The organism is Pseudomonas fluorescens, from assembly GCF_902497895.1.
Taxonomy (GTDB): domain Bacteria; phylum Pseudomonadota; class Gammaproteobacteria; order Pseudomonadales; family Pseudomonadaceae; genus Aquipseudomonas; species Aquipseudomonas fluorescens_BP.
The window spans coordinates 28,300-48,176 of the sequence record NZ_CABVHQ010000012.1 but is presented as its reverse complement, the minus strand read 5'-3'; the positions used below and the strand labels follow the sequence as shown (position 1 = coordinate 48,176).

At 60.9% G+C, this 19,877-nt stretch carries 19 protein-coding genes and 1 pseudogene; 9 read left to right on the top strand and 11 right to left on the bottom strand.

Going from position 1 to position 19,877, the window contains the following annotated elements; translation table 11 throughout:
* Positions 1-4: 4 nt before the first annotated feature.
* The 8 genes from F8N21_RS08640 to glcD all read right to left on the bottom strand — a co-directional run bounded on the left by F8N21_RS08640 (position 5) and on the right by glcD (position 8,855).
* Positions 5-586, bottom strand: a complete 582-nt coding sequence (locus F8N21_RS08640; RefSeq protein WP_150641718.1) for a hypothetical protein — start codon at positions 584-586, stop codon at positions 5-7.
* Between the two features lie 122 nt (positions 587-708).
* Positions 709-1,506: a hypothetical protein gene (locus F8N21_RS08635; protein WP_150641717.1), complete on the bottom strand. Its 798-nt coding sequence runs from the start codon at positions 1,504-1,506 to the stop codon at positions 709-711.
* A gap of 91 nt (positions 1,507-1,597) precedes the next feature.
* Entirely contained in the window at positions 1,598-2,035 is a 438-nt protein-coding gene (locus F8N21_RS08630) for a thiol-disulfide oxidoreductase DCC family protein (protein ID WP_150641716.1), read from the bottom strand.
* 365 nt (positions 2,036-2,400) lie between these two features.
* Positions 2,401-4,581: a malate synthase G gene (locus F8N21_RS08625; protein WP_150641715.1), complete on the bottom strand. Its 2,181-nt coding sequence runs from the start codon at positions 4,579-4,581 to the stop codon at positions 2,401-2,403.
* A 66-nt stretch (positions 4,582-4,647) separates the two neighbouring features.
* A complete protein-coding gene (locus F8N21_RS08620; RefSeq protein WP_150641714.1) occupies positions 4,648-5,049 on the bottom strand; it encodes a heme-binding protein in 402 nt (133 codons plus the stop codon).
* 21 nt (positions 5,050-5,070) lie between these two features.
* Positions 5,071-6,288, bottom strand: a complete 1,218-nt coding sequence (gene glcF / locus F8N21_RS08615) for a glycolate oxidase subunit GlcF (protein ID WP_150641713.1) — start codon at positions 6,286-6,288, stop codon at positions 5,071-5,073.
* A 3-nt stretch (positions 6,289-6,291) separates the two neighbouring features.
* Positions 6,292-7,356 (bottom strand): glycolate oxidase subunit GlcE, encoded by a 1,065-nt coding sequence (gene glcE, locus F8N21_RS08610; RefSeq protein WP_150641712.1) that lies wholly within the window; start codon positions 7,354-7,356, stop codon positions 6,292-6,294.
* Positions 7,356-8,855, bottom strand: coding sequence for a glycolate oxidase subunit GlcD (gene glcD / locus F8N21_RS08605; RefSeq protein ID WP_150641711.1), 1,500 nt, complete (start codon positions 8,853-8,855; stop codon positions 7,356-7,358). The genes glcE and glcD overlap by 1 nt, the downstream gene beginning before the upstream one ends.
* Before the next feature lie 243 nt (positions 8,856-9,098).
* On the opposite strand from glcD, the gene glcC reads away from it, so the two are divergent.
* The 7 genes and pseudogenes from glcC to F8N21_RS08570 all read left to right on the top strand — a co-directional run bounded on the left by glcC (position 9,099) and on the right by F8N21_RS08570 (position 15,249).
* Entirely contained in the window at positions 9,099-9,866 is a 768-nt protein-coding gene (glcC, locus tag F8N21_RS08600; RefSeq protein WP_150641710.1) for a transcriptional regulator GlcC, read from the top strand.
* 2 nt (positions 9,867-9,868) lie between these two features.
* On the top strand, positions 9,869-10,768 hold the full coding sequence (locus tag F8N21_RS08595; RefSeq protein WP_150641771.1) for a LysR substrate-binding domain-containing protein: 900 nt from the start codon (positions 9,869-9,871) through the stop codon (positions 10,766-10,768).
* Positions 10,769-11,038: 270 nt separating this feature from the next.
* A pseudogene (locus F8N21_RS08590) lies at positions 11,039-11,968 on the top strand (hydroxymethylglutaryl-CoA lyase).
* A 38-nt stretch (positions 11,969-12,006) separates the two neighbouring features.
* Positions 12,007-13,191 (top strand): CaiB/BaiF CoA transferase family protein, encoded by a 1,185-nt coding sequence (locus tag F8N21_RS08585; protein WP_150641709.1) that lies wholly within the window; start codon positions 12,007-12,009, stop codon positions 13,189-13,191.
* Between the two features lie 25 nt (positions 13,192-13,216).
* Positions 13,217-13,729 (top strand): gamma carbonic anhydrase family protein, encoded by a 513-nt coding sequence (locus F8N21_RS08580; protein WP_150641708.1) that lies wholly within the window; start codon positions 13,217-13,219, stop codon positions 13,727-13,729.
* Complete coding sequence (locus tag F8N21_RS08575; protein ID WP_150641707.1) at positions 13,714-14,970, top strand: OprD family porin; 1,257 nt, start codon at positions 13,714-13,716, stop codon at positions 14,968-14,970. Before F8N21_RS08580 ends, F8N21_RS08575 begins: the two co-directional genes overlap by 16 nt.
* A gap of 111 nt (positions 14,971-15,081) precedes the next feature.
* Positions 15,082-15,249, top strand: a complete 168-nt coding sequence (locus tag F8N21_RS08570) for a metallothionein (RefSeq protein ID WP_150641706.1) — start codon at positions 15,082-15,084, stop codon at positions 15,247-15,249.
* Between the two features lie 80 nt (positions 15,250-15,329).
* Here F8N21_RS08570 and F8N21_RS08565 read toward each other — a convergent pair whose 3' ends face one another.
* Positions 15,330-15,557: a DUF6555 family protein gene (locus F8N21_RS08565; RefSeq protein WP_150641705.1), complete on the bottom strand. Its 228-nt coding sequence runs from the start codon at positions 15,555-15,557 to the stop codon at positions 15,330-15,332.
* Positions 15,558-15,888: 331 nt separating this feature from the next.
* Positions 15,889-16,275, bottom strand: coding sequence for a DUF6124 family protein (locus F8N21_RS08560; RefSeq protein ID WP_150641770.1), 387 nt, complete (start codon positions 16,273-16,275; stop codon positions 15,889-15,891).
* Between the two features lie 572 nt (positions 16,276-16,847).
* Here F8N21_RS08560 and selD point away from each other — a divergent pair.
* A complete protein-coding gene (selD, locus tag F8N21_RS08555) occupies positions 16,848-17,882 on the top strand; it encodes a selenide, water dikinase SelD (protein ID WP_150641704.1) in 1,035 nt (344 codons plus the stop codon).
* Complete coding sequence (gene mnmH / locus F8N21_RS08550) at positions 17,882-18,976, top strand: tRNA 2-selenouridine(34) synthase MnmH (RefSeq protein WP_150641703.1); 1,095 nt, start codon at positions 17,882-17,884, stop codon at positions 18,974-18,976. The genes selD and mnmH overlap by 1 nt, the downstream gene beginning before the upstream one ends.
* Positions 18,977-19,176: 200 nt before the next feature.
* Here mnmH and F8N21_RS08545 read toward each other — a convergent pair whose 3' ends face one another.
* Positions 19,177-19,851, bottom strand: a complete 675-nt coding sequence (locus tag F8N21_RS08545; protein WP_150641702.1) for a histidine phosphatase family protein — start codon at positions 19,849-19,851, stop codon at positions 19,177-19,179.
* Positions 19,852-19,877 lie beyond the last annotated feature (26 nt).

Below are 19,877 nucleotides of genomic sequence, written 5' to 3'. Positions count from 1 at the left end.
CTGGTTATTTTCCGCCGGTAATCTGCCTGACCAGTGCCGCATGCCCAGTGGGATTATCGGCACGGGAGATGATCTGGATCACCAGGATGCGAATGCCTGAGCCGGCCAGTAACGTAGTGCCCAGGGTTTTGCCGCCGCCCATGGTCGCGGTGCTGTCGACCTGGCGCAGGCCAAGGCCTTTGATGGTCAGTTTGTTTTCGCCGGTTTTCTTGAAGTCGGGCAAGGTCGTGTCTTGTTTCTCCAGGAAACTTTCCACTGCGCTATCGAGGAACTGGCTGTCGTTGTCTTTGATTTGCACACCATCGGTGCGCAGGGTTTCGGCGACCATGACCACGGTCTTGCTGGTTGGGTTGGTGTACATGGTCCCCATCGCCCCGGCAGTGCCGCTGGCCGAGTCGCCAGGGGGCAACGGGTTGGCCTCGAAGCCCTCAGGCAGGTTGAAGGCGAATTTGCCGCCCAGGGCGAAGATTTCTTGTGCGGTCGAGGTATTTGCCGCTGGCTGGGTGGCCCCATGGGCGCTTATGGCGCCGAAGCTGGTAATCGCTGCGAAGAACAAGGCAGCGGCTTTTTTCCCAAACAATGACATTCAAACTCTCCAGGGGTGATCACGCGGGGGGCGCGATCATCCCATGGTCGTGGTGACTCACTCCAGCGCGATGTTCCGAACGGCGGTGCCTCTCCATTGGCGGTGGTCGCTGGCATCATTCCTCAAGGTCTCGGCTGTCGGCCAGTGGCTGTGGTGTAGGCGTTTTTCGAATGTCGGGCCACCCGGTGCTTGCTGCCAGCCAACACCAGCAATGAAACCGTGACTGCCAGCACAAAGGCCAGCAATCCCAACTTCGGCAATGCCAGCGCCAGCACCAGGCAAAACGCCGCGAACGAATACAAACCGGTAGCCGTGGCTCTGAGCAACGCGGCGGTAAACGCCGGGCCGCGGCTTTGATGGGAGAACACCGCCAGTACGCTGCCGAGCACCGGGAACACCGCGAGAAACCCGCTCCAGCGTTCGCCCACGGTGCTGGCCAGCGTGGTCACCGCCAGCGTCAGCAGCGCGCCGGCGAGCATGCGATAGAAAAGTTTGTCGGACTTGGGCGCAGGCGCTACCGCCAGCGGTTGCACGGCTGGAAACAAGTGTGGCGCGGCGAGCAGCGCGGTGGCCGCAAAGAGGATCGAGAACACGATGGAAGAGGGGACCCACGAGAGTACCGCGGCCGCCACGGCCCAGACCGCCACGGCGATCGACAATGCCCAGGGCCATGCCAGCTTTTGCGCGACCTGGGCGTAGACGATGCTGAACGCGATCATCGCAAACACCGCCAGGAGTGCCGCAACCGAGGCCTGGGCGGCGAACACTTGACCTTGTTCGATGGCGAGGAAAAACAGAATCGGCCCGACCACCACCGGGAACCCCGCCAGCCATCCGCCAACGCTGGGCCCCCAGCGTCTGCCGGCCAGGGAAACCAGCAATAAAAATCCAGGGACCACCAACAGTTTGAGAATCAGCACTGAACAATACCTGAGGTTGATAGGCCGCCAAGCTCAAGGTTGTAATGAGCTCGGCGATTTATGTGGGGGCGCTGCTCTCCTGGATACCGCTTCAGTCCCGATCATCCAGGAAACGTCCTTTATGATCCGGGCTGGGCAACTGGCAAACAGGGTAGCGTCCGAACAGCCGGTAACGATTCTGCGCGATACGGTCGTAGCACCAGTCTCTGATCGCTTTGGGAATGATGCTGATCACGCTCAGCAGAGGCCAGGGTTGGGGCAGATGCTTCATGACCCGCACAAACGCCTCGGAGCGCACATACAGTTGGTTGTTTTCAATGAAGGCCATGCTCTCGAAACGCTCGGTCGGCAAGCAGAACCAGGCCAGCAGGGCTTGTCCTTCGACCGATTGCATGGACGCCAGCTTGATCATCCTGTGGCGGTCATGCCGGATCAGGAATCGCGCCGAGCCGTTGCATAACTTGCAGACACCGTCGAACAATACGACACGGTCGCCCGGTTGCAGCCAGGGCGGGGTGCTGGTGGTCATCCGGTGCCTTGATGGGGATTGAGCGTCAGACTTCATGGCCAGTCTTGCATATCCAGGGTAGTGGCGTCGTCACAGCATACTCGGCTTAGGCACGGTATTTCACCCTTGGGCGTGGCTGTCTATATGTCCAGATGCGTTCGCCAGGAAATGTGTTGCCTGCGAGGGCCTCATCGCGAGCCTGCTCGCGATGAACGATGACGCGGTAAACCCGAGATTTTCGGTGCATGTCAGATCGGCAAAAGATCGCAGCCTGCGGCAGCTCCTACAGGGATTGCGTACACCCCCAACCTCGCGGGTGTACTCGGTCGGCGTAGGAGCTGCCGCAGGCTGCGATCTTTTAGCGGTGCTTGATGCTCTCAACTGTCTCAGCGCCGAGCCCCCTTGAACGCCGCCCGGAACTTGTGCAGCATCGGCTCGGTGTAGCCATTGGGTTGTTCACAACCCTGGAACACCAGCGCGCAGGCCGCTTGAAAGGCCAGTGATCCGTCGAAGTCGGCGGCCATGGGGTGGTAAAGCGGATCCCCGGCATTCTGCTGATCGACCACCCGGGCCATGCGATGCAGGATCTCCAGGGTCTGTGTCTGGTCGATCACCCCATGCCGCAGCCAGTTGGCGATGTGCTGGCTGGAAATGCGCAGGGTCGCGCGGTCTTCCATCAGCCCGACATCATGAATGTCCGGCACCTTGGAGCAGCCGATACCTTGCTCGACCCAGCGCACCACATAGCCGAGCAGGCCCTGGGCGTTGTTCTCGACTTCCTCGCGAATCTCCTCGGCTGACCATTGGCTCGAAGTGGCCACCGGAACAGTGAGCAGGTCGTTGAGAATTTCCTCGCTGACGGCCGCCAGATCGATTTGTTCCAGGGCTTCTTGCACCGCGCGGACATCGACCTTGTGATAATGCAGGGCGTGCAGGGTGGCTGCCGTGGGCGACGGCACCCAGGCAATATTGGCTCCGGCCTTGGGGTGGGCGATTTTCTGTTCGAGCATGTCGGCCATCCGGTCGGGCATGGCCCACATGCCTTTGCCGATCTGCGCCCGGCCGCGCAGGCCGCAGTTCAAACCCACCAGCACATTGTTGCGTTCGTAGGCCTGGATCCAGGCGCTGTTCTTCATGTCGCCCTTGCGCAGCATGGCGCCGGCTTCCATGGCGCTATGCAGCTCGTCACCGGTACGGTCGAGGAAACCGGTATTGATAAAGGCCACCCGCGACGAGGCGGCGGCGATGCAGGCCTTGAGGTTGATGCTGGTGCGGCGCTCTTCGTCCATGATCCCCATCTTTAGGGTGTGCCGTGGCAGATTCAGCAGGTCCTCAATGCGACTGAACAGCTGCTCGGCAAACGTCACTTCGGCAGGGCCATGCATCTTCGGTTTGACGATATAGACGCTGCCACTGCGCGAGTTGCCGCGACGCTTGAGGTCATGCACGGCAATCAAGCTGGTGACCACGCCGTCGAGGATGCCCTCCGGAATCTCAAGGCCTTCGCTGTCAAGAATCGCCGGGCTGGTCATCAGATGGCCCACGTTACGAATGAACAGCAGCGAGCGCCCGTGCAGCGTCAGGGAGCTGCCATCGGCAGTGCTGTACTCTCGATCCGGATTGAGGCGGCGAGTGATGGTTTTGCCGTTCTTTTCCAGATCCTCCTTCAGGTCACCCTTCATCAGACCCAGCCAGTTGCGATACACCTGCACTTTGTCGTCGGCGTCGACCGCGGCGACCGAGTCTTCGCAATCGATGATGGTCGACAGCGCCGCCTCGATCAGCAGGTCTTTCACCCCGGCGTTGTCGGCACGGCCGATGGTGCTGGCCGGGTCGATCTGGATTTCCACGTGCAGGCCATGGTTCTTCAGCAGGATGGCAGTGGGTTGCGCTGCCTGGCCCTGATAGCCGACATATTTTTCAGGCTGCAGCAGAGTGGTTTGACTGGCGTCTTTGAGGATCACTTGCAGCTGGCCGGACTCAATCCGGTAGCTGCTCGCATCGGCATGGGAGCCAGTGGTCAAAGGCGCGATCTCATCGAGAAAAGCCCGCCCAAAGGCGATGACTTTCGTCCCGCGCACCGGGTTATAAGTCGCGCCTGGCGCTGCGCCGCCTTCATTGGACAGCACATCGGTGCCGTACAACGCGTCATACAGCGAACCCCAGCGGGCATTGGCCGCATTCAGCGCATAACGGGCGTTCACCGCCGGGACCACAAGCTGCGGCCCGGCCTGGCTGCTGATTTCGCTATCGACATTGGCCGTGCTGACCAGCACTTGAGCGGGTTGCGGCTGCAAGTAGCCGATGCTGTCGAGAAAACTGCGATAGGCCGGCATGTCGCTCACCGGTCCCGGATGAGCACGGTGCCAGGTGTCCAGTTCGCTCTGCAGCCGATCGCGCTCGGCGAGCAAGGCGCGGTTTTGCGGAGCCAGCTCATGCACCAGCGCATCGAAGCCGCTCCAGAAGGTTGGTTGATCGAGGCCGGTACCTGGGAGGACTTCATCATCGATGAAGCGTTGCAGGGTCGCCGCCACCCTAAGGCGCTGGCAGTTGACGAAAGCGGGCATCACAGAGTCTCCATCAGTCGTGGTCGATTCAGCGCACAAGGCGCTGCTGGCTTGGTGAATAAGCGGTCAATTCAGGGCTTGGGCGCCGGCCTTGGCCACTTGGGCGTCCTGCTCGGCCTTGACCCCGGACACCCCGACCGCGCCGATCACCTGGCCATCGACGATGATCGGCACGCCGCCTTCCAGCGAGGTCAGCAGAGGTGCCGAAAGAAAGGCGCTGCGGCCACCGTTGACCATGTCTTCGTAGCCCTTGGACTCGCGCCGGCCGAGGGCCGAGGTGCGGGCTTTTTCCGTGGCGATGTAGGCGCCAATCGCTGCGCAGCCATCGAGACGCTCAAGGGCCAGTGGGTGGCCGCCGTCGTCGACGATGACGATGGTCACCGCCCACTGATTGTTCTGGGCTTCGCTGCGGGCGGCGGCGAGGATCTGACTGACTTCGGTCTGGCTCAATACGGCTTTAGTTTTCATGGGGATGCTCCAGGGGTTCGATTAAGGCAGGGCAGCTTCGACCAGTTCGATCCAGTGCCTGACAGGGGTTCGGCCGGCACCGTCGAGGTGGGTCTGGCAGCCGATGTTGGCGGTGACGATCACCTCGGGTTTGCCGCTTTCCAGGGCGTTGAGCTTGTTGTCGCGCAGCTGTCGGGACAGCTCCGGCTGGGTCAGCGAATAGGTGCCCGCCGAGCCGCAGCACAAATGGCTGTCGGGCACCTGGGTGAGGTTGAAGCCCAGCCGAGTCAGCAGCTCTTCCACCGCACCGCCGAGCTTTTGCGCGTGTTGCAGGGTGCAGGGGCAATGGAAGGCGATCCGGGTTGCCGCGTTGACCTGGAGTTGCTCCAGTGGCTCGTCACGCAGCACCTCCACCAGATCCCTGGCCAGGGTGCTGACCCGCTTGGCCTTGGCCGCATAGGCCGGATCCTGTTCCAGCAGATGGCCGTAATCCTTGACGAAAGCGCCACAACCACTGGCTGTCTGCACTATGGCTTCGGCACCGTTTTCGATGCTCGGCCACCAGGCGTCGATGTTGCGCCGGGCGCGATCGAGCCCGGCCTTTTGCGCATTCAAGTGGTAGTCCACGGCGCCGCAGCATCCGGCCTGGCTGATGGGTGTGACGCTGATGCCAAGACGGTCGAGGACTCGCGCCGTGGCGGCATTGGTATTGGGCGACAGGCTCGGTTGCACGCAGCCTTCGAGCATCAGTACCTGCCGTGCATGTCGGGTGATTGGCCGCGGCTTGGGCGGGTGCACGGTGCGCGGCAACTTGACCTGGAGTACCTCGGGCAGCAGCGGGCGAAAGGCTGATCCGGTGTTGATCAACGACTTGAACAGGCCCGGGTTGGGCACCACCGCGCGCAGGCTCTCGCGCAGCAGCGTCTGGCCGAGAGGGCGCGGCACGGCGGCGTCGACCACCGCGCGGCCGATGTCCAGCAGGTTGTGGTAGTCCACGCCGGAGGGGCAGGTGGTTTCACAGTTGCGGCACGACAGGCAGCGATCCAGGTGCAGTTGAGTCTTCGCGGTCGGCTCATGGCCTTCCAGCACCTGCTTGATCAGGTAGATCCGTCCCCGCGGGCCGTCCAGTTCATCGCCAAGCAGTTGATAAGTCGGGCAGGTGGCATTGCAGAAGCCGCAGTGCACGCAGGTGCGCAGAATGCTTTCGGCTTCTTCGGCGCGGGGCAGGCGCTTGGCCTGTTCGCTCAAGGTGGTCTGCATGGTTCAGAGCTCCGCGTACATTCGGCCCGGGTTGAAGATCCCTTGCGGGTCGAGTTGCGCCTTGAGTTGCCGGTGGTAGCGCAGCAACGCCGGGGGCAACGGCTGAAACGGGCTGTCGATGAGCGCGTGGCTGTAGCAGGTCGCGTGGCCGCCGGCCTCTTGGGCGATCGAGCGGATAACGCTGGCATCGGCGTCGGATTTCAACCAGCGCTGGGCGCCGCCCCAATCGATCAGCTGATCGCCGGGCAGGTCGAGCAGACCGGTGTTGTTGGGCACTGACAGACGCCACAGCGGCTGGCCTTCGTCGAAAAAGCCCAGGCGCTGTTCATTCAATTCGTTCCAGTATCCGGGGTCGAGCGGCTCGCCACCGAGGCGATCATGGGCAGCCGCCACCGAACCTTCGCCCCCTTCCAGGCGCAGATGCAGACGCTCGCCGTCATGGCTGGCGGCGCTGATGGGCAGCGGCTGCTGACCCCATTCGGCAAGCTTGGCCAAGGCCCGGGCGCTGTCCATTTCCAGAGAGAAGCTGGCGCACAGGCGCGGCTTGGGCAGGACCTTGAGCGACACTTCGGTCAGCAGTCCCAGGCAGCCATAGCTGCCCACCAGCAAGCGCGACAGATCGTAGCCGGCGACGTTTTTCATCACCTCGCCGCCGAAGCGCAGGTGCTTGCCCAAACCGGTGATCACCCGGGTGCCGAGGACGAAATCACGCACCGAGCCGGACCAGGGCCGGCGCGGGCCGGACAAACCGGCGGCGACCATGCCGCCGAGGGTCGCACCCTCGCCGAAAGACGGCGGTTCGCAGGGCAGCATCTGCCCGGCGGCTTCCAGCGCGGCGGATAGTTCACTCAGCGTGGTACCGGCGCGGGCGGTGATCACCAGTTCGGTCGGGTCGTAGCTGACGATGCCGTTATGCCCGCGAGTGTCGAGTATTTCGCCGGCGACCGGGCGGCCGAGGAAGGCCTTGCTGTTGGAGCCCTGGATCAGCAACGGCGTGGCGCTGGCGAACGCCTGATTGACCTGCTCCAGCAGTGCCGCACTGCCATCGATATTCTGTTCGGCACCCATCAGAAGCGCTCCAGCTCGGGGAAGGGCAGTTTGCCCATGTGCACGTGCATGGCGCCGAATTCGGCGCAGCGGTGCAGGGTCGGAATGTTCTTGCCGGGATTGAGCAGACCGCTGGGGTCAAAGGCGGCCTTGACCGCATGAAACAGGGTCAGCTCATCGCTGTTGAACTGGGCGCACATCTGGTTGATTTTTTCCCGGCCGACTCCGTGCTCGCCGGTGATGCTGCCGCCGACCTTGACGCACAGTTCGAGGATCTTGCCGCCGAGGGCTTCGGTGCGATCCAGTTCGCCAGGCTGATTGGCATCGAACAGAATCAGCGGGTGCATGTTGCCGTCACCGGCATGAAACACGTTGGCGACTCGCAAGTTGTATTCGGCGGCCAATGCGGCGATGCCTCTGAGCACCCCGGGGAGTTCGCGCCGCGGGATGGTGCCGTCCATGCAGTAGTAGTCCGGCGACAGCCGTCCCACCGCCGGAAAGGCGTTCTTGCGTCCGGCCCAGAAGCGCACCCGTTCGGCTTCGTCGCGGGCCTGACGGACTTCGGTGGCGCCAGCGTTTTCAAGTACCGCACGCACTCGGTCGCAATCGTCGTGGACATCCGCTTCGACCCCATCCAGTTCACAGAGCAGAATGGCCTCGGCTTCGACCGGGTAACCGGCATGAATGAAGTCTTCAGCGGCGCGAATCGCCAGGTTGTCCATCATCTCCAGGCCACCGGGAATGATGCCCGCAGCAATGATGTCGCCGACCGCGCGGCCGGCTTTTTCCACGGAGTCGAAGGCGGCCAGCAGCACTTTGGCGATTTGCGGTTTGGGCAGCAGTTTGACCGTGACTTCGGTGATGATCCCGAGCATGCCTTCGGAGCCGGTGAACAGCGCCAGCAAATCAAAACCCGGTGAGTCCAGGGCGTCGCTGCCCAGGGTCAACCGTTCGCCTTCGACCGTGAGGATTTCGACCTTGAGCAGGTTATGCACGGTCAGCCCGTACTTCAGGCAGTGCACGCCACCGGCGTTCTCCGCCACATTGCCGCCAATGGAGCAAGCGATCTGCGAGGAGGGGTCCGGCGCGTAATACAAACCGAAGGGCGCCGCGGCCTGGGAGATCGCCAGGTTGCGTACGCCGGGTTGCACGCGGGCGCTGCGGGCGGCGGGGTCGATGTGCACAATGCAGTTGAAGCGCGCCATTACCAGCAGCACGCCTTTCTCCAACGGCAGCGCACCACCGGAAAGCCCGGTGCCGGCGCCGCGTGCGACCACCGGTACCCGGCGCTCATGACACAGCTTGAGCAGGCCTTCTACCTGTTCGATAGTGCGTGGCAGCACCACCAGCATTGGCGTGGTGCGGTAGGCGGACAGACCGTCGCACTCGTAAGGCTTGAGTTCCTCCTCGCGGTGCAGGATATCCAGATCGGGCAAGCGCTCTTGCAGCGCCTGCAGCAGGGCACCCTTGTCAACGTCAGGCAGTGCGCCGTCGACGCGTTCGTCGTAGAGAATGTTCATGGGTGGCTGATGACCCTGAGTTGTTTTTATAAGGTCTATTTTAGACCCGTTCATGGGAACGGCAGACTTGCATCATTGGCCTCGGGGGAATTACTGTCCATGTGTTGTGGAGCTGGTCGAACCAGTTTTTCTTCAGGTTAATTTAATAGTTTCGATTAAAGCCCAATGATTTCAGATACTTAAAGGCCTTGATCAACATAGTTGGTTTTAGCGATATCACTGGTCATACCAGTTGGAGGTGGCATGAGCAGCAGTGAATCCGGTCGTTCCCCGCAAGTCGCGGATGTGGTGTGCGAGCGTATCGAGCGCTTGATTGTCGACGGGGTGCTCAAGACCGGTCAGCTGCTGCCTTCCGAACGCCGGTTGACGGAAAAGCTCGGGGTGTCGCGTACCGCGCTGCGCGAGGGCCTCAAGTTGCTGCGCGCCAGAGGGATCATCGAGACCGAGCAGGGCAAGGGCTCGTTTGTCGCCCAGCTGTCGGGGCACACCCCGACGTCGCCCTTGATGCACTTGTTCAGCTCACAGCCACGCACCCTCTACGATCTGTTCGAAGTGCGCAGCCTGCTGGAAGGCGAGTCCGCTCGACTGGCCGCCTTGCGCGGCACCGAGGCGGACTTCGTGTTGATCACCCGCAGCTACCAGGCCCTGGTCGAGGCCCACACGCAGTCGCTCGATGCCTCGGCTCATGCCCGGCTGGATCATGCTTTCCACCTGGCGATCTGCGAGGCCTCGCACAATCCGGTACTGGTGCAGACCCTGCGCTCATTGACCGACCTGCTGCTCAATTCGGTGTTCGCCTCGGTCAACAACCTCTATCACCGCGAACCGCAAAAACGCCAGATCGACCGCCAGCATGCGCGGCTCTACAACGCGGTCACCGGGCGCTTGCCCGAGCAGGCGCGCAAGGCGGCCATCGCCCATATCCAGAGCATTTGCGAGAACCTCAAGGAAATCGAAAACGAAGAGCAGCGCCTGGTTCGAGCGACGCTGCGGCTTGAGGGGTGGGCATGAGCATGTGGCATATCGATCCGGTGTCACTGCGGCTGTTCATTGCGGTCTGTGAAGAAGGCACCATCGCCAAGGCCAGCGAACGCGAGTTCATTGCTCCTTCGGCCGTGAGCAAGCGCATCGCCGATCTCGAGGCGACTGTCGGCACGCCAATGCTGCTGCGCAGCAAGCGCGGCGTGGTGCCAACGCCAGCGGGGCAGGCGCTGCTGCGCCATGCCCGGCAATTGATGCGTGGCCTGGAAAAACTCCAGGGCGAACTGAGCGAATATGCCGAGGGCGGGCGTGGGCATGTGCGCATCCTGGCCAATATCTCGGCGATCATGGAGTTCCTCCCGGAAGAACTCTCCGAGTTTCTGGCGGCCAACGAACACATTCAGGTCGATATAGAAGAGCGCTTCAGCCCGGATGTGGTGCGCGGGGTGCTGGAGGGCAATGCGGACCTGGGGATCTGTCGCAAGTCCATGGCTGTCGGCGATCTGCAGTTCATTCCCTTCCGCACCGACCATCTGGCGGTGGTGGTCAATGCCAGCCATCCGCTGGCCGGGCGCAGCAGCATCGCCTTTCATGAAACCCTCGATTACGACCATCTGGGGTTGTCGTCCTTCGCCACCCTGAACACCTACATGCAGCGCACCGCAGCCCAGGAGGGGCGCGAGCTGCGGTTTCGCACCCACGTTTCAACCTTCGATGCCGCGTACCGGCTGGTCCAGTTCGGGCTTGCGCTGGGAGTGTTTCCCCTGGAGGCGGTCGAGCGATATGCCGAGTTGTTCAACTTGCAGGTGATTCCCCTGGAAGATGACTGGGCTCATGGTGAGTTTGTCATCTGCGTTCGCGATGTGGATGCCTTGTCCTTGTCGGCGCGGCGGTTGTTGAATCATTTGTTGGCGCGGGTGCCGGCTCCCTGAAGCACCGAGTGCCCCCCAAAAGATCGCAGCCTGCGGCAGCTCCTACGCCGATTCAGTACACGCGAAAAATATCAGGTGTACGCAAAAACCCGTAGGAGCTGCCGCAGGCTGCGATCTTGGCGGTCTCGTCGGCGCCGAAAGTCTGGCGTCCCATGCCCTCCCTCCGATCCATCGCGCTTCACGATGGATCAACCCGTGAATAACGTCTTTTCCCAATGCCGGTGTCTGCCTAGTCTGCCCTCAACGCAACACAGCCTTGAGAGACGCCTGATGACCAAAATAATAATCAACGAAGTCGGCATGCGCGATGGCTTGCAAAGCCTGCAACAGGTCATGCCGACCATCGACAAGTGCAAATGGATCGACGCCGCTTATACCGCTGGCGTGCGGTATATGGAAGTCGCCTCGTTCGTACCCGCCAAACTGCTCCCGCAAATGGCTGATGCCAGTGAAGTGGTCCGCCATGCCCTGAGTTTTCCCGATTTGATTGTCAGCGTTCTCGCGCCCAACCTTCGCGGTGCTGAAAACGCCCTGGAATCCGGTGCCCACCGGATCGTCGCGCCAATTTCAGTGAGCGCTGCCCACAGCCTGGCCAACGTGCGGCGTACGCCATTGTAGATGGTCGAGGAGTTTGCCCGTATGTGTGAACTGCGCAGCCAGTCAGGCCAGCACCAGGTTCAAATGATCGCCGGCATGTCTGTGGCGTTCGGCTGCACGCGGCAGGGTGCCGTGCCGCTTGCCGACCTGTGCGCGCTGACCCGGCATGTGCTGCAGACCGGTTGCGATGCGGTGTCCCTCGGTGACACCACCGGGTACGCCACGCCCGGCCAAGTGGCGGAGACGCTGATCGCCATCCGTGAAATCGCCGGCGACAAGTTGTTGGCCGCGCACTTCCATGACACCCGCGGGCTGGCCCTGGCCAATAGTCTGGTGGCGGTGCAAAACGGTATCCGCGAGCTGGACTCCTCCCTGGCCGGCCTTGGCGGTTGCCCGTTTGCTCCAGGCGCGTCGGGCAATACGGTCACTGAAGACCTGATCTTCATGCTCGCCAGCATGGGTTACGACACCGGCATCGATCTCGAACAGCTGATCGCCACGCGCGCCTTGCTTGAGCACTCCCTGCCGGGTGAACCGCTCTACGGCTATATCGCCCGTGCCGGTTTGCCAAAGAACTTTGCCCCGGCTCACGCCAGCGCCTGACGCCCCTTGTTCAAGCCTCTCTTATGGAGACAAGCATCATGTCGACACTCCCTCTCGACGGAATCCGCGTCGTTGAAATTTCCCATATGGTCATGGGGCCGACCTGCGGCATGATCCTCGGCGACCTCGGTGCCGAAGTGATCAAGATCGAACCTTTGCGCGGCGACGGCACCCGGCGTTTGCTGGGGGCCGGTGCCGGGTTCTTCCGCACCTTCAACCGCAACAAGAAAAGCATCTTCATCGACGTCAACGACCCCAACGGCCGTGAAGCGGCGCTAGGTCTGATCGACACCGCCGATGTGTTCATCGAGAACTTCAAGCCTGGCCGCATGAAGGACCTGGGCCTGGATTATGAGTCGTTGCGCGCGCGCAATCCGAAACTCATCTACGCCTCCCATAAAGGCTTTCTCAACGGCCCCTACGATAAGCGCCTGGCGCTGGATGAAGTGGTGCAGATGATGGCCGGCCTGGCCTATATGACCGGGCCGGTAGGCCGGCCATTACGTGCTGGCAGTTCGGTGAACGACATCATGGGTGGCATGTTTGGTGCCATCGGGGTTCTGGCGGCGATCATCGAACGGCACAAGACCGGAGTCGGCAAGGAGGTACAGAGCGCGCTTTACGAAAACTGCGTGCTGCTCTCGGCCCAGCATATGCAGCAGTTCGTGGTCACCGGCGAAGCCGCCGCGCCCATGCCCAACCGTATCAGCGCCTGGGCCATCTACGATGTGTTCGAGTTCGCCGGCCAGGAGCAGATGTTCGTCGCTGCGACCGGCGAAGGGCAGTGGACCATGTTATGCAATCTGCTCGGTCAGCAGGCCTTGCTCGATGACCCGAGCCTGGCTACCAACAATGATCGGGTCCTGCAGCGGCCACGACTGCTGGCCCATCTGGGCGAGGTGTTCGCGACGATGGAGGCGCAACCTTTCGCGCTGCTGCTGGAAGCCAATGGCATTCCCTTCGCGCCCATTCGCCGACCCGAAGAGCTATTCGACGATGAGCACCTCAAAGAGAGCGGCGGCCTGGCCAGCCTGGAGCTGGAAGACGGTTCCCATACCGAGATGCCGTTGCTGCCGCTGTCACTGGACGGGCAGCGCCTGCAACCCCGTTGCTCGATTCCGCGAATCGGCGAACACACCCGCCAGGTGATGCTGGAGCTGGGCTACAGCGCGAGCCAGATCGAAGAATTACGCGCCGCTGGCGTATTCAAGACCGATGACTGAACGCTGACTCAGCGGGGGATTGCACATGGCTATTTATCAGTATGACGACCACCAACCGGACATCCACCCCAGCGTTTACGTCGCCGAGGCGGCGACAGTGATTGGCAAGGTGGTACTCGCCGAAGGTTCCAGCGTCTGGCCGCAAGCGGTGCTGCGCGGTGACAACGAAATCATCGCCATCGGCGCCGGCAGCAATGTCCAGGAAGGCGCGGTGCTGCACAGCGATCCGGGATTCGCGCTGACCATTGGTGTGGAAGTGACCATCGGTCATCAGGCCATGCTCCATGGTTGTAGCGTGGGCGATGGCAGCCTGATCGGTATTCAGGCGGTGGTGCTTAACGGTGCGGTGATTGGCAAGAACTGCCTGGTCGGCGCCGGTGCCCTGGTGACCGAAGGCAAGGTGTTCCCGGACAACTCGTTGATTCTCGGGACGCCGGCCAAGGTCGTACGCGAGCTGAGCGCGGCGGATATCGGCAGGTTCCGTGAAAACGCCCGTGACTACATCGCGCGAGCGCAAACAGCCTGTCCGTTGCTTTAACGCTGTGCAGTTTTACCGGTGGAGCCTTTGCCGGTTTTATCGAAGAGGGCAAGGGCAGCCTGGAACTTCGAAACTTCTATTTCAGCCGGGATTTTCGTGACAGTGGTGCTCCGCAATCGAAGCGTGAAGAGTGGGCGCAGGGCTTTATCCTGCGATTGCAATCCGGTTTCACCGAGGGTCCCGTGGGCTTTGGTATCGATGCCATCGGCATGTTGGGCCTGAAACTCGACTCCAGTCCTGACCGTAGCGGTTCGGGCCTGTTGCCCAGAGACTCGAACAGGCGCGCCGAAGATGAGTATTCAAAAGCGGCGGTGACAGCCAAGGCCAGGTTTGCCGACAGCCTGCTGCAAGTCGGTGGCTTGAGCCCGCAGTTACCGCTGTTGGCCTCCAACACCAGCCGTTTGTTTCCACAGATATTTAACGGCGCGCAGTGGGTATCGAAGGATATTGATTCGCTGACATTGACCCTGGGTGAAGTCGATTCGGTAAAGCAACGCGACTCTTCCAACTCCGAAGAGCTGACCATCATGAGCCAGCAAGGGGCTTATTCGACCAGCGTCAACAGCGATCGCCTTGTTTACGCTGGCGCCGATTATCAAGTGCTGCCGAACCTGAGCCTCAGTTTTCATTCCAGCGTTCTGGAAGATTTCTTTCGCCGGGACTTCTACGGCTTGAAATTCAGCCAGGCGCTCGGCCCGGGCAAGGCATTTGTCGAATTGCGCTATTTCGATGCCAGGGAAGCCGGCCGGCAACTGGTCGGCGAGGTGGATAATCGGACTATCAGCAGCAACCTGGGTTATTCCGTGGCTGGCCACACCCTCAGTGGTGGCTATCAGAAGGTCTCCGGCGATACCGCGTATGCCTATGTGGGTGGCAGCGATACCTATCTATTCAGTGAAATGCAGGTCAGCACCTTCGCCATGGCCAATGAACGGGTCTGGCACGCGCGTTACGACTATGACTTCGCCACGCTCGGCGTTCCGGGTCTGACCTCCGGCCTGCGTTACGTCAAGGGTGACGATGTCGATGCCAGCCGTATCCGCACCACAAAGGCGGTCGGCCTGCGCGCCAGCGGCGAAACGGGTCATGAATGGGAGCGGGCTACTGACCTTGGGTATGTGGTTCAGGGCGGGCCTTTGAAAAACCTGGGAGTGCGTTGGCGTTATGCAACCAACCGCTCCAATTACGCCGATAGCGCCGATGAGCATCGAGTGATTCTGACCTACGCCTTGAATTTTTGAGTCGATCAGCAGGAGTAGAATCGTCAGGGACCTGGTTCGCCAAAGGGTGGTCGCTGATTAAGAGGCGACTGCTAAGCTTGCCTTGACGACCACAACCATGGAGTCGAACTCATGGCAAATGACATCTGTGCCTGCAAAGACTGCAACTGCAAAATCGGCGAGCATTCCATCGTCCGCCACGGCAAACACTATTGCTGCCAGGCGTGTGCCGATCATCACCCCAATGGAGAAGCGTGCGCTTCAACCGGCTGCAAGTGTGCCAAGGGTGCTCACGGCTGACGCTGCTGATTGCTGCTTGAAAAGGGAGCCTGGTACGGCAGGCGCTGATTGGCCTGCCGTCCGGCGTGCGGAATCGACAATCAACTGGTCGGTCGCCACGTGACGTTTTCGATGCCGAATTTCTCGGCCACCGGTTTGCTGGTTTTTTTCACTTTCTCCAGGCCGAACCGACCGATCCGGCCGACCCCCGCATCACAACTCGCCCAGTGCCAGGCCTCTGCATTGTCCATTTTGTCCAGGCGGATGATGAAAGACTTTGGCGTGCCGTGCAGTGTGTATTCGATGATGAAAAGTTTTGCGTTGTTCATAGATCCGCTATTCCTCCCTATTGTTAAATCAAGTGATCCTTGGTGCCACGGAAAATTCACTCGAAATGGCGGATGGAAACATCTTGTTAGATGTCGTTGTTCATGGGTTTCCAAACGGGTTTGTTTTTATTCGATGGGTATCCGTTTGGGTTTTTTCGCATGCAAGGGAAAATGATCTACAAAACACCACAGACCCAATGTGGGAGCGAGCTTGCTCGCGATAGCGGACCGGCAGTCACATGATTTTTGAATGTTAAACCGTCATCGCGAGCAAGCCCGCTCCCACAGGATCAGTGCCAGGCGAAGTGGCCGGGTCTGACCTGCTACTTCACTATATCCGTGGATCGACCTTATCCAGTGCCCGATTCGCCAATAACTCACTCAGCTCGATCATCTGCTGAACACCCAGCGCGAAATGCCGGCGCGAGCCCTCCAGTTCGAATGCCAGGTCGCTGACCATCACATTGGCCGAGGCCAGGGTTTCGCTGAGGTTGACCAACAGGCGCTCGGTATCGATGCCGTCGACCACGGTGAAGATGTTCGGCGATGGCGGGATGGGTTTTTGTTTGGATTCGCAATGCGGCAGCAGGTGGAAATCGAGGGCGCGCTCAGCGGCTTGGTGGAGCTTTTTTGGATCGAGGGAAGTGTAGGGCGAGGTGCTTTCGGTTTCAGGGGGATTGGGGGGGTACTTTGAACATGGAGACGCTCCTTGATGAATGGAGTCGCGGCCTATTGCTACCAAACGATAGGGTGGCGACTGTACGCAGGTTGATAGACCAGGTATCAAGGAACCCAGCGCGCCCGAGGGCGCCCTACGCACAGCCGCCATAACAAAACAGCAGACGACAGAAAAGCGCCAACTGATTGGAAACGTCGGCGCTGTGCGCCTTGATAAACTCGGGCTACCAAACCCGGTCGCTGCATTGACAGTGACAGGGAAACGATAGAGACGGGCAGCACGGCGCACAAGCCGGCGGATTCTGGCGCAGTTGTAGGCAGCTATGCAAGGTGGCGTAGGAGCTGGCGAAGCCTGCGATCTTTTGGCGATTTTGAAGGCCGTCGAAGAGCAAGATCAAAAGATCGCAGCCTGCGGCAGCTCCTACACGGGGATTTGCGTACACCCGAGCAATCACGGTTGTACGCGGTTGGCGTAGGAGCTGGCGAAGCCTGCGATCTTTTGATTTTGATCCTGGCTCCCCCGGCTAACCACCCAACATCCCGGCTTGCAGCAACTCCTGCAGGACGACGTTGCTGTAGAATCACTCACCTTGACTTAACGAGGTGCACCCCATGAACGAGCCGATTCGCCTGACCCAGTACAGCCATGGCGCAGGCTGCGGCTGCAAGATTTCGCCCCAGGTATTGGAGGTGATTCTGGCCGGCAGTGGTGCACAGAATCTCGATCCGCAGCTCTGGGTCGGCAATGCCTCCCGCGATGATGCGGCGGTGTATGCCATCGACGAAGAACGCGGTGTGGTGTCGACCACTGACTTCTTTATGCCGATCGTCGACGATCCGTTCGATTTCGGACGTATTGCCGCGACCAATGCCATCAGCGACATCTATGCCATGGGCGGTGATCCGTTGATGGCGATTGCGATCCTGGGTTGGCCGGTCAACGTGCTGGCGCCGGAAATTGCTCGGGAAGTGATACGTGGCGGCCGTTCGATCTGCGACGAGGCGGGGATCCCGCTGGCCGGCGGGCATTCGATCGATGCGCCGGAGCCGATCTTCGGCCTGGCCGTCACCGGTCTGGTGGAAAAACGCCATATGAAGCGCAACGACACCGCCACCGCCGGTTGCCTGTTGTACCTGACCAAACCCCTGGGCATCGGCGTCCTCACCACGGCAGAGAAGAAGGGCAAGCTACGCGATGCCGATGTCGGACTGGCTCGCGACTGGATGTGCACCCTGAACAAACCCGGCAGCCGCTTTGGCAAGCTGGCGGGCGTGACAGCCATGACTGATGTCACCGGTTTTGGCCTGCTCGGGCACCTGGTGGAAATGGCCGATGGCAGTGGCGTGACCGCACGCATCGAATACGAACGCGTGCCGCGCCTGCCAGGGGTCGAGTACTATCTCGATCTGGGCTGTGTGCCAGGCGGAACCCTGCGCAACTTCGACAGCTATGCCGGCAAGGTCGGGCGCCTTCAAGAGTTGCACAAGCGGGTATTGTGCGATCCGCAGACCAGTGGCGGTTTGCTGGTGGCGGTGACTCCCGAGGGCAACCAGCAGTTCCTCGCGGTTGCCGCCGAGCTGGGCCTGAGCCTTGAGCCGATCGGTGAACTGGTTGCCCGACAGACTAACGCGGTAGAGGTGTTCTGATGCCCATAGACACCACTGATTACCGCGACATCTTTCTCAACGACCGGCCAATGATGGATACCCGTGCCCCGGTCGAGTTCGCCAAGGGCGCCTTTCCCGGGGTGATCAACCTGCCGCTGATGACCGACAACGAACGGCAGCGGGTGGGTACTTGTTACAAAGAGCATGGTCAGCAGGCGGCCATCGTCCTCGGTCATCAGTTGGTGTCCGGCGACATCAAGGCCGAACGCATCCAGGCCTGGGCTGATTTTGCCCGGGCCCATCCCGATGGTTACTTGTATTGTTTTCGCGGTGGCATGCGTTCACAGATCGCCCAGCAATGGCTCAAGGACGAGGCCGGCATCGACTACCCGCGAGTTGCCGGTGGCTACAAGGCAATGCGCACTTTCTTGCTGGAGACGGTGGATCAAGCGGTCGCGCAGTGCGATTTTATTTTGCTCGGCGGCATGACCGGCACCGGCAAGACCGAACTGCTCACGCAGTTGAGGAGCGGCCTGGACCTGGAAGGCTACGCTAATCATCGCGGCTCCAGCTTCGGCAAGCGCGCAACAGGTCAACCCTCAAACATCGATTTTGAAAACCGCTTGGCTGTGGATGTGCTGAAGAAGCGCGCCAGGGGCATCGAGCAGTTCGTGCTGGAAGATGAGAGTCGCATGGTCGGCAGCTGCGCCTTGCCCCTGCCGCTGTATCAGGGCATGCAGCGCTTCCCCATGGTCTGGCTCGAAGACAGCCTGCAAGGGCGGGTCGAGCGGATCCTGCGCGATTACGTGATCGACCTGAGTGCCGAGTTTATCGCGGTGCATGGCGAACAGGGTTTTGCACTGTTTTCCGAACGCTTGCTGGCGAGCTTGAACAACATCCACAAGCGTCTGGGCGGCGAGCGTCACCAGCGAATGCTGGCGCTCATGGAAGCGGCATTGGCGCTGCAGGCCAGTAGTGGGGCGGTGGATCAGCACCGCGCCTGGATCGAAGGCTTGCTGAGTGAGTACTACGACCCGATGTATGCCTTTCAGCGTGAGAGCAAAGGCGAGCGGATCGAGTTCGTCGGCGGGCAGGCGGCCGTGCTCGAGTATCTGCGTGAGCGTCGTAGATGATCTGGGTGATTGAATGCGGGCAGGTGTTGGGGGCTTCCGGCTCCATCGCGAGCAGGTCGGATCGCCGCACCGTCGCTCCCACATTAGATCGAGTGTTGATCGCCAAGCTGGCGGCTGGACTCGGTCCACTGTAGGAGCGAGCTTGCTCGCGATTGGCCCTCAAGCGCGATGCAATCATCGCGCTCAACCCCGCCGACCGATCAGGTCGGGCAATCCTTTGCCCCGTCGTCCAGGCCTTGCTTGTAGCTGTGGCTGAGCAAAGTCGCCTTGCCGTTGTGCCAGGTCAGCGTCAGTACGTACAACGAGTCGAAATCGCTGGATTTCCAGTCATCGGTGATGGTCTGTTTTTTGCCGATGGCTTCTTCAGCGACTTTGTTGATCAGTTCGGGCAGGTAGCCGTGGGACCAGGCGGTGTAGATGGTCGAGTTGTGGTACTTGTCTTCCAGCAATTCGTCAGCCAGATCGCTGGTGTCGTTGGCCGAGAAGTTGATGTTTACCGGCAGCCCGAGCTTTATCGCGCTGGGACTGATGGTCATCAGCGGTCTGATATAGCTGTAGGAATTGTCCTGTTCGCCTTCCTCGACGTTGCGGGTCGGGTTGGCGGCAAACACATAATTGGCCTTGCCGAACTTTTCCGGGAGCAGGGTGGCCAGACCAATGGCACGGTTCAGCCCCTGGCAGTTGAGCTGCCCGAGGCCACCGGCGGGTTTTTCCGCATGGCGCAGGAATACCAGGGTCTGAACTCCGTCTGCCGGTTGGGCACGGCTTTCGCGGGCCTCCAGCGCCAGGAACAACGCACCGGCCACCAGTAGCGCGGACAACGCTATATAGGGTCGGTTTTTCAGGCGTTTGACGAAATTCGGGGGGATCTTCATTGAATTGTTGATCTTCAGCGCTTTCG

Excerpts from the sequence above, each read along its gene's own strand:
- F8N21_RS08640 (WP_150641718.1), bottom strand. The coding sequence starts at position 586 with ATGTCATTGTTTGGGAAAAAAGCCGCTGCCTTGTTCTTCGCAGCGATT.
- F8N21_RS08630 (WP_150641716.1), bottom strand. The coding sequence starts at position 2,035 with ATGACCACCAGCACCCCGCCCTGGCTGCAACCGGGCGACCGTGTCGTA.
- F8N21_RS08625 (WP_150641715.1), bottom strand. The coding sequence starts at position 4,581 with ATGCCCGCTTTCGTCAACTGCCAGCGCCTTAGGGTGGCGGCGACCCTG.
- F8N21_RS08620 (WP_150641714.1), bottom strand. The coding sequence starts at position 5,049 with ATGAAAACTAAAGCCGTATTGAGCCAGACCGAAGTCAGTCAGATCCTC.
- glcF (WP_150641713.1), bottom strand. The coding sequence starts at position 6,288 with ATGCAGACCACCTTGAGCGAACAGGCCAAGCGCCTGCCCCGCGCCGAA.
- glcE (WP_150641712.1), bottom strand. The coding sequence starts at position 7,356 with ATGGGTGCCGAACAGAATATCGATGGCAGTGCGGCACTGCTGGAGCAG.
- glcD (WP_150641711.1), bottom strand. The coding sequence starts at position 8,855 with ATGAACATTCTCTACGACGAACGCGTCGACGGCGCACTGCCTGACGTT.
- glcC (WP_150641710.1), top strand. The coding sequence starts at position 9,099 with ATGAGCAGCAGTGAATCCGGTCGTTCCCCGCAAGTCGCGGATGTGGTG.
- F8N21_RS08595 (WP_150641771.1), top strand. The coding sequence starts at position 9,869 with ATGTGGCATATCGATCCGGTGTCACTGCGGCTGTTCATTGCGGTCTGT.
- F8N21_RS08585 (WP_150641709.1), top strand. The coding sequence starts at position 12,007 with ATGTCGACACTCCCTCTCGACGGAATCCGCGTCGTTGAAATTTCCCAT.
- F8N21_RS08580 (WP_150641708.1), top strand. The coding sequence starts at position 13,217 with ATGGCTATTTATCAGTATGACGACCACCAACCGGACATCCACCCCAGC.
- F8N21_RS08570 (WP_150641706.1), top strand. The coding sequence starts at position 15,082 with ATGGCAAATGACATCTGTGCCTGCAAAGACTGCAACTGCAAAATCGGC.
- F8N21_RS08565 (WP_150641705.1), bottom strand. The coding sequence starts at position 15,557 with ATGAACAACGCAAAACTTTTCATCATCGAATACACACTGCACGGCACG.
- selD (WP_150641704.1), top strand. The coding sequence starts at position 16,848 with ATGAACGAGCCGATTCGCCTGACCCAGTACAGCCATGGCGCAGGCTGC.
- mnmH (WP_150641703.1), top strand. The coding sequence starts at position 17,882 with ATGCCCATAGACACCACTGATTACCGCGACATCTTTCTCAACGACCGG.
- F8N21_RS08545 (WP_150641702.1), bottom strand. The coding sequence starts at position 19,851 with ATGAAGATCCCCCCGAATTTCGTCAAACGCCTGAAAAACCGACCCTAT.